We start from the raw sequence: 6080 nt of genomic DNA, 5'->3' as shown, positions 1-6080 counted from the left end.
GTACCGCGCCGTCTGGGTGAGGATCTCCCCCTTGAACGGGATCGAGGTCAGGATGGTGTCGAAGGCACTGAGACGGTCGGTGGCGATGATGATGCGCCTGCCGTCCGGCAGGTCGTAGTTTTCGCGGACCTTGCCGCTGTAGTGGCCCGGCAATTCGGAAATGAAAGCATCAGGCAAGGTGCGCATATGATTCCTGCCTTCCGCAGATTGGCTGATATCATCGCATAAGCTGTCGACCCCATGCATATCAAGCGCGATTGTCGGGATTCCCCGCAACTCGACCTGGCATCCCGGTCGCTTTTTTCACAACCGATGCCGGAAGGCGCGGCGACGCGGCCGACCCGCCGCGTCTAGGCTGTGGCCAGATTTCCGGAGCCGCCCACCAATCATGCAGACCTATGACTTCATCATCGTCGGCTCCGGCTCGGCCGGCTCGGTCCTGGCCGACAAACTGTCGGCCTCCGGACGCTTTTCCGTGCTGGTGCTGGAGGCCGGCGGCACCGACCGCCGCTTCTACGTGCAGATGCCGCTCGGCTACGGCAAGACCTTCTTCGATCCGGCGGTGAACTGGAACTACAAGGCCGAGCCCGACCCGGGGCTCGCCGGCAACGCCGACCACTGGCCGCGCGGCAAGCTGCTCGGCGGCTCGAGCTCGATCAATGCCATGGTCTGGATCCGGGGCGCGCGCGAGGATTTCGATGCCTGGGCAGCCGCCGGCAACCCAGGCTGGGGCTATGACGATATCTTGCCCGCCTTCAAGGCGCTGGAGGACAATCAGGCCGGCGCCRACGCATGGCGCGGTGTCGGCGGCCCGCTGCATGTCACCGATTGTTCGGACGCGGTCCACCCGCTGACCAAGCGCTATCTCGCCGCCGGCCAGCAGGCCGGTCTGCCGCTCAACCCGGATTTCAACGGTGCTACCCAGGAAGGCGTTGGCGTCTACCAGATCTCGACCAGGAACGGCCGCCGCATGTCGGCGGCGCGTGCCTTCCTGCGCCCGGCGATGAAGCGCGCCAACGTCCGCGTCGAGATGAACGCGCTGGCGACCCGGGTGCTGTTCGAAGGTAGCCGCGCCGTCGGCGTCGAATATCTGCAGAACGGCGAGACCAAGACGGCACGTGCCGGGCGCGAGGTCATCCTGTCGGGCGGCTCGGTCAACTCGCCGCAATTGCTGCAGCTGTCCGGCGTCGGCCCCTCGGCGCTGCTCAAGGAGCTTGGCATCCCCGTCGTCCACGCCAACGAGAACGTCGGCGCGCATCTGCAGGACCATGTCGGCATCAACTACACCTTCAAAGGCAGGCTGCCGACGCTCAACCAGACACTGCGTCCGTGGTGGGGCAAGCTCCTGGTCGGCATGCAATACATCCTGACGCGGTCCGGGCCGCTGTCGCTGTCGATGAACAATGCCGGTGGCTTCTTCCGCACCGACCCTGCGGCGACCCGCCCCAACATGCAGCTCTATTTCCAGGCCTTCTCGACCGTCATTCCCAAAAGCGGCGAGCGTCCGATCCTGACACCCGACCCGTGGCCGGGCTTTTCCATCGGACTGTCCAATTGCCGCCCGTCGAGCCGCGGCGAGATCATGATCCGTTCCAGCAATCCGCGCGACTATCCCAGGATATCGGCCAATGCGTATTCGACCGAGGCCGACGTCGCCGAGATGCTCGACGCGGTGAAGTTCGTGCGCAAGATCGCCTCGATGCCGGCAATGGCCGAGATCATCGAGGAAGAGGTGCTGCCGGGGCCGTCGATCACATCAGACGTCGATCTGATCCAGGATTTCCGGAAGCGTTCGGGCACCGTCTATCATCCGGTGTCGACCTGCCGCATGGGTCCCGATCCCACGCGCGCCGTCGTCGATCCGCGCCTCAAGGTGCACGGTATCGAGGCCTTGCGTGTCATCGACGCCTCGATCTTTCCCGACAACATCACCGGCAACACCAACGCCGCCTCGATCATGACCGGTTGGAAGGGCGCCGAACTGGTTCTGGAGGACCAAAAATGAAAATCACCGACGTCAAGACCTGGGTTGTCGGCAACCCGCCGCCCGGCATCGGCGGCAAGTATTTCATCTTCGTCAAGCTGACCACCGATGGCGGTGTCGTCGGCTATGGTGAGGCTTACAACGCCACCTTCTCCGCCCATGTCACGGCGAAGATGGTCGAGGACATGGCCGAGCGCTATTTGATCGGCCGCGATCCGCACGACATCGAGAATTTCTTCCGCCGCGCCTATTCCTCGGGCTTCACCCAGCGCCCGGACGTGTCCGGCATGGGCTGCTTCTCGGCGCTGGAAATGGCCTGCTGGGACATTGTCGGCAAGGAAGCCAACAAGCCGGTCTACAAATTGCTCGGCGGCCAGGTGCACGAGACGCTGCGCTCCTACACCTATCTCTACCCGCACACCGGCAGCGTCCACTCCGAGGATGCGCGCGGCAAGAACGTCTACAACGACCCCGATCTCGCCGCCGCCTGCGCGCTCGAATATGTCGAGCAGGGCTTCAATGCCGTCAAGCTCGACCCGGCCGGCCCCTACACCGCCTTCGACGGCCACCAGCCGCGCCTCGTCGACATCGATCTCTCCACCCGCATGATCAAGGCGATCCGCGAGGCGGTCGGCACCCGCGCCGACATCCTGTTCGGCACCCACGGCCAGTTCACCGCCTCCGGCGCGCTGCGCATGGCCCGCGCCATCGAACCTTATGACCCGCTGTGGTTCGAGGAGCCGGTGCCGCCCGACATGCCTGAAGTGATGGCGCAGGTGGCGCGAGGCACGTCGATCCCGATCGCCACCGGCGAGCGGCTGACGACCAAGTTCGAATTCGCCCGCGTCATCGAGAACCGCGCCGCGACCATCCTGCAGCCCGACCTCGGCCGCTCGGGCGGCATCCTCGAAACCAAGAAGATCGCCGCCATGGCCGAGGCTTACCACATCCAGGTCGCCCCGCACTGCTATTGCGGGCCGATCGTCGGTGCTGCCAACATCCAGGTGGCCGTGACGCTGCCCAATTTCCTCATCCTGGAATCGCTGAAGCAGTGGGACGGTTTCCACGCGACGCTGCTTACGAAGAAGATCGAGTGGCAGGACGGCAACGTGATCCCCTCGAAGGAGCCCGGCCTCGGCGTCGAGCTCAACGAAGCGGTCTGCGATGCGCATCCCTACACCGGCAAGGAACTGCATCTGCAGATGATGCAGACGCCGTTGATGCCGTGAGCGAAAGCTATGCCTTCATCGGCCTTGGCCATCTCGGCGGCAATCTTGCCGCCAGCCTGATCCGCGACGGCTTCGCGGTCACCGTCTTCGACCGCGAGCCCGCTGCTGTCGAGCGCCTCGTCGCGCTCGGCGCCACCGCCGCCAACAGTCCCGCCGAGGCCGCCGCGCGAGCCGGCAATGCGGTAACCTGCCTGCCCTCGCCAAAGGTCAGTGAAGCGGTATTGGCCGGCCCCGGCGGTTTGCTTGAGGGCCTGCCAGAGGGCGGCACCTGGATCGAGATGTCGACCAACGGCCGCGACGAGATCGTGCGTCTGGCCGCCCTCGCCTCGGCCAAGGGCATCGAAACGTTGGAATGCCCGGTCACCGGCGGCGTGCATCTGGCGGCGGTCGGAAAGATCACCGCACTGGTCGGTGGCGATGCGGCACTTTATGCGCGCCATCGCCCGGCCATCGAAGCGATGTGCGCGAAGTCGTTCCTGATGGGTCCGGTCGGCTCGGCGGCGGTGATCAAGGTGATCACCAACATGCTCGCCTTCATCCATCTCGTCGCCGCCGGCGAGGCCTTGATGCTGGCCAGGCAAGGCGGGCTCGACCTCGCCCAATCCTACCACGCCATCGTCGCCTCCTCCGGCAACAGCTTCGTCCATGAGACCGAAAGCCAGCTCATTCTCAACGGCTCCTACGACATCGGCTTCACCATGGACCTGGCGCTGAAGGATCTCGGCTTCGCGCTCGCCATGGGCGAACAGTCTGGCGTGCCGCTCGAGCTGGCATCGCGCGTCAACGCGATTTTTGAACAAGGCAAGGAAGCCTATGGCGGCGGCGCCTGGTCGACCCAGATCGTCAAACTGCTGGAAGATGCCGTTGGCACTGACCTGCGCGCGCCCGGTTTTCCAGCCAAGCTCGAAGTCTGACACCAGGCAAGAAATCAAGCGATTTCAGTTGGTTGGACCCATCTCCGGACTCACCTGAATCGATCTGTTAACGACTTGATTCAATATCTGAGCGTCAGCGCGCCGGGCAGGATCTCGAAGGTCGCCGGTATGCGTCCTGGCGACTCGCCATCGATGTCGACCATCGCGCCGTTCGTCTCGACATCGCCGAGCGGCTCGACCACCACTTTCCGGCCGCGCAGGATGGTGATCGCGGGATGGTTGCGGTGCCGGCCGCCATAGAGCAGCCGGATATCCCAGATCAGCTTCAGCTTGCCGGCGGCGCGCAGGATGACGATGTCGAACTGCCCGTCGGCCAGTTCAGCATCCGGCGCGATCATCATGCCACCGCCGAAGAACTTGCCGTTGGCGACCGCCACCAGCGCCATGCGCGCCTCGACCGGCGTGCCGTCGTCGACCGTGATCCTGACATGCTGGAAGCGGTAGCGGATGAATTCGACCACGGTGCGCCACAGGAACAGCGTCTTGGCCGACATCTTGCCCTTGCGCTTGTCGGCGTTGACGGCGCGGTCGGTGGCGCCCGACAGGCCGAGGCTGGCGATGTTGATGAAATGCCGGCTGGCCAGCGCGCCATGGTCGTCGATGTAGCAAATGCGCCCGGCATCGACTTTCCGAGGCTTGGTCTCGGCGAGCCGCTTCAGCACCGCATCAACCTCGCGCGGCAGGCCGAGCCCGCGCGCGAAATCGATGCCGGTCCCGCACGGCAAGAGGCCAAGCTCGGTTGTCCTGCGGCCTTCCTTGGACGCCTGCAGCAGCCCGTCGGCCACCTCGCTGGCAGTGCCGTCACCGCCGGCCGCGATCACCAGGTCGAAACCGTTTGCCGCGAGATCGAGTGCCAGTCTTTCGGCGTCACCTTCGGCCTGCGTCTCACGCAGCTCGAATTCGCCGAAATGCTTTTTCAGCGACGCGGCGACCTCCGGCCAATGCCGTTTCAACCGGCCGCCGCCGGCAATCGGATTGAGGACCACTCCGACTTTCAAGCACACCCTCCCGCAAGGACATCAAGGCGCCCGGCGCCTCGAATCCTTTGCCGGCATTGAAACCCGCGCCCGCCGACAGGGCAAGGGCGAATGTCCACTGCTGCCGCCCGTCATGGCGGACCGGAAGATCCGTTGTCCTTGCTTGATCCCCGATAATCCCATTATCCACAGGCCTGCCGCAGTGTCGCCGACCACTTACCCGGCGTACATTGAACCCATCTCAGGCGGCTACCGATCGCCCAGCCGAAAGGCGAAGTGATAGGCGGATTTCCTGAGGCCCGTACGGCCCTGAGCGAGAGCAGGCTTGCCTGTTGGAGGGACGGATGCCGAGACCTACGGGGCCGCGGAAAGCGTGCCAACGCCGACGGCGGACCGATGCTGCCATGAAGGACGGCAAAAACCTTCGATGGTGCGCAGGGCAAAGCCCGCAAGGGCGGAGACCGGCGTGGTCCCGAACGGGCGCTGCTCTCGGGTGGCGGGCTGGCAGGACCGTCAAAATCAAGGCCGGCATGGCGCGACGACTTTACGGAAGTTGCTGCCGCGACCGTGTCCTGATCTGACAGGGAGGCGCTGGGAGAGATCCCGGCGCCGACTGTCTTTTTGGCTATCCCCTACAATTTTTACGCTGTTTCCGGATATGGCTGCAACCGGCTCTAAAATCAGCTAACGTCCGGCGTCGTCGGAGTCCGTTTGATATCGCGCTCTGCAGAGGCGCATGGCGTGGGTTTCGAGAACCGAAGCGCAGCGGACATTTGGGTCCGTGAGCATCGGAAGCGCAGAAAACCGCGTCAGGCGTCCGGCAGAGTAGCGTTAGCGAATGGGCTCCCTGAAGGGGGATACTTCATGACGTTGATCCAGAAGCTCGCCGTTGCCTATGCGTTCCTGTTCTTCGCCGTCGTTGCCATCGGCTACATACCGGCGTTCAACGATGCCA

Annotated in this window: 5 protein-coding genes; 3 read left to right on the top strand and 2 right to left on the bottom strand. The window is 64.4% G+C overall.

The annotated features are described in order from the left end of the window. Window positions 1-186 (bottom strand): phosphoribosylaminoimidazolesuccinocarboxamide synthase (locus ACXJ7R_RS22405; protein WP_457153761.1); only part of this gene is annotated, 186 nt, incomplete at its 3' end. A gap of 202 nt (window positions 187-388) precedes the next feature. Here ACXJ7R_RS22405 and ACXJ7R_RS22400 point away from each other — a divergent pair. Genes ACXJ7R_RS22400 through ACXJ7R_RS22390 form a run of 3 tightly spaced genes read left to right on the top strand, consistent with a single transcriptional unit; the run spans window position 389 to window position 4127 of the window. Then, window positions 389-2005: a GMC family oxidoreductase gene (locus ACXJ7R_RS22400; protein ID WP_457153760.1), complete on the top strand. Its 1617-nt coding sequence runs from the start codon at window positions 389-391 to the stop codon at window positions 2003-2005. Continuing rightward, entirely contained in the window at window positions 2002-3213 is a 1212-nt protein-coding gene (locus ACXJ7R_RS22395; RefSeq protein WP_457153759.1) for a mandelate racemase/muconate lactonizing enzyme family protein, read from the top strand. Before ACXJ7R_RS22400 ends, ACXJ7R_RS22395 begins: the two co-directional genes overlap by 4 nt. Then, window positions 3210-4127: an NAD(P)-dependent oxidoreductase gene (locus tag ACXJ7R_RS22390; protein WP_457153758.1), complete on the top strand. Its 918-nt coding sequence runs from the start codon at window positions 3210-3212 to the stop codon at window positions 4125-4127. The genes ACXJ7R_RS22395 and ACXJ7R_RS22390 overlap by 4 nt, the downstream gene beginning before the upstream one ends. Window positions 4128-4207: 80 nt before the next feature. On the opposite strand, the gene ACXJ7R_RS22385 is transcribed toward ACXJ7R_RS22390, so the two are convergent. After that, the gene (locus ACXJ7R_RS22385) at window positions 4208-5146 is read right to left on the bottom strand and encodes a YegS/Rv2252/BmrU family lipid kinase (protein ID WP_095090902.1); all 939 of its coding nucleotides are present in this window, start codon (window positions 5144-5146) and stop codon (window positions 4208-4210) included. Between the last annotated feature and the right edge of the window lie 934 nt (window positions 5147-6080).

The sequence above is a fragment of the Mesorhizobium sp. P5_C1 genome (genome assembly GCF_054049815.1).
This window is presented reverse-complemented; position numbering and strand designations above follow the sequence as displayed.

Coding starts and splice junctions, on each gene's coding strand:
- ACXJ7R_RS22395 (WP_457153759.1), top strand. CDS start 2,002: ATGAAAATCACCGACGTCAAGACCTGGGTTGTCGGCAACCCGCCGCCC.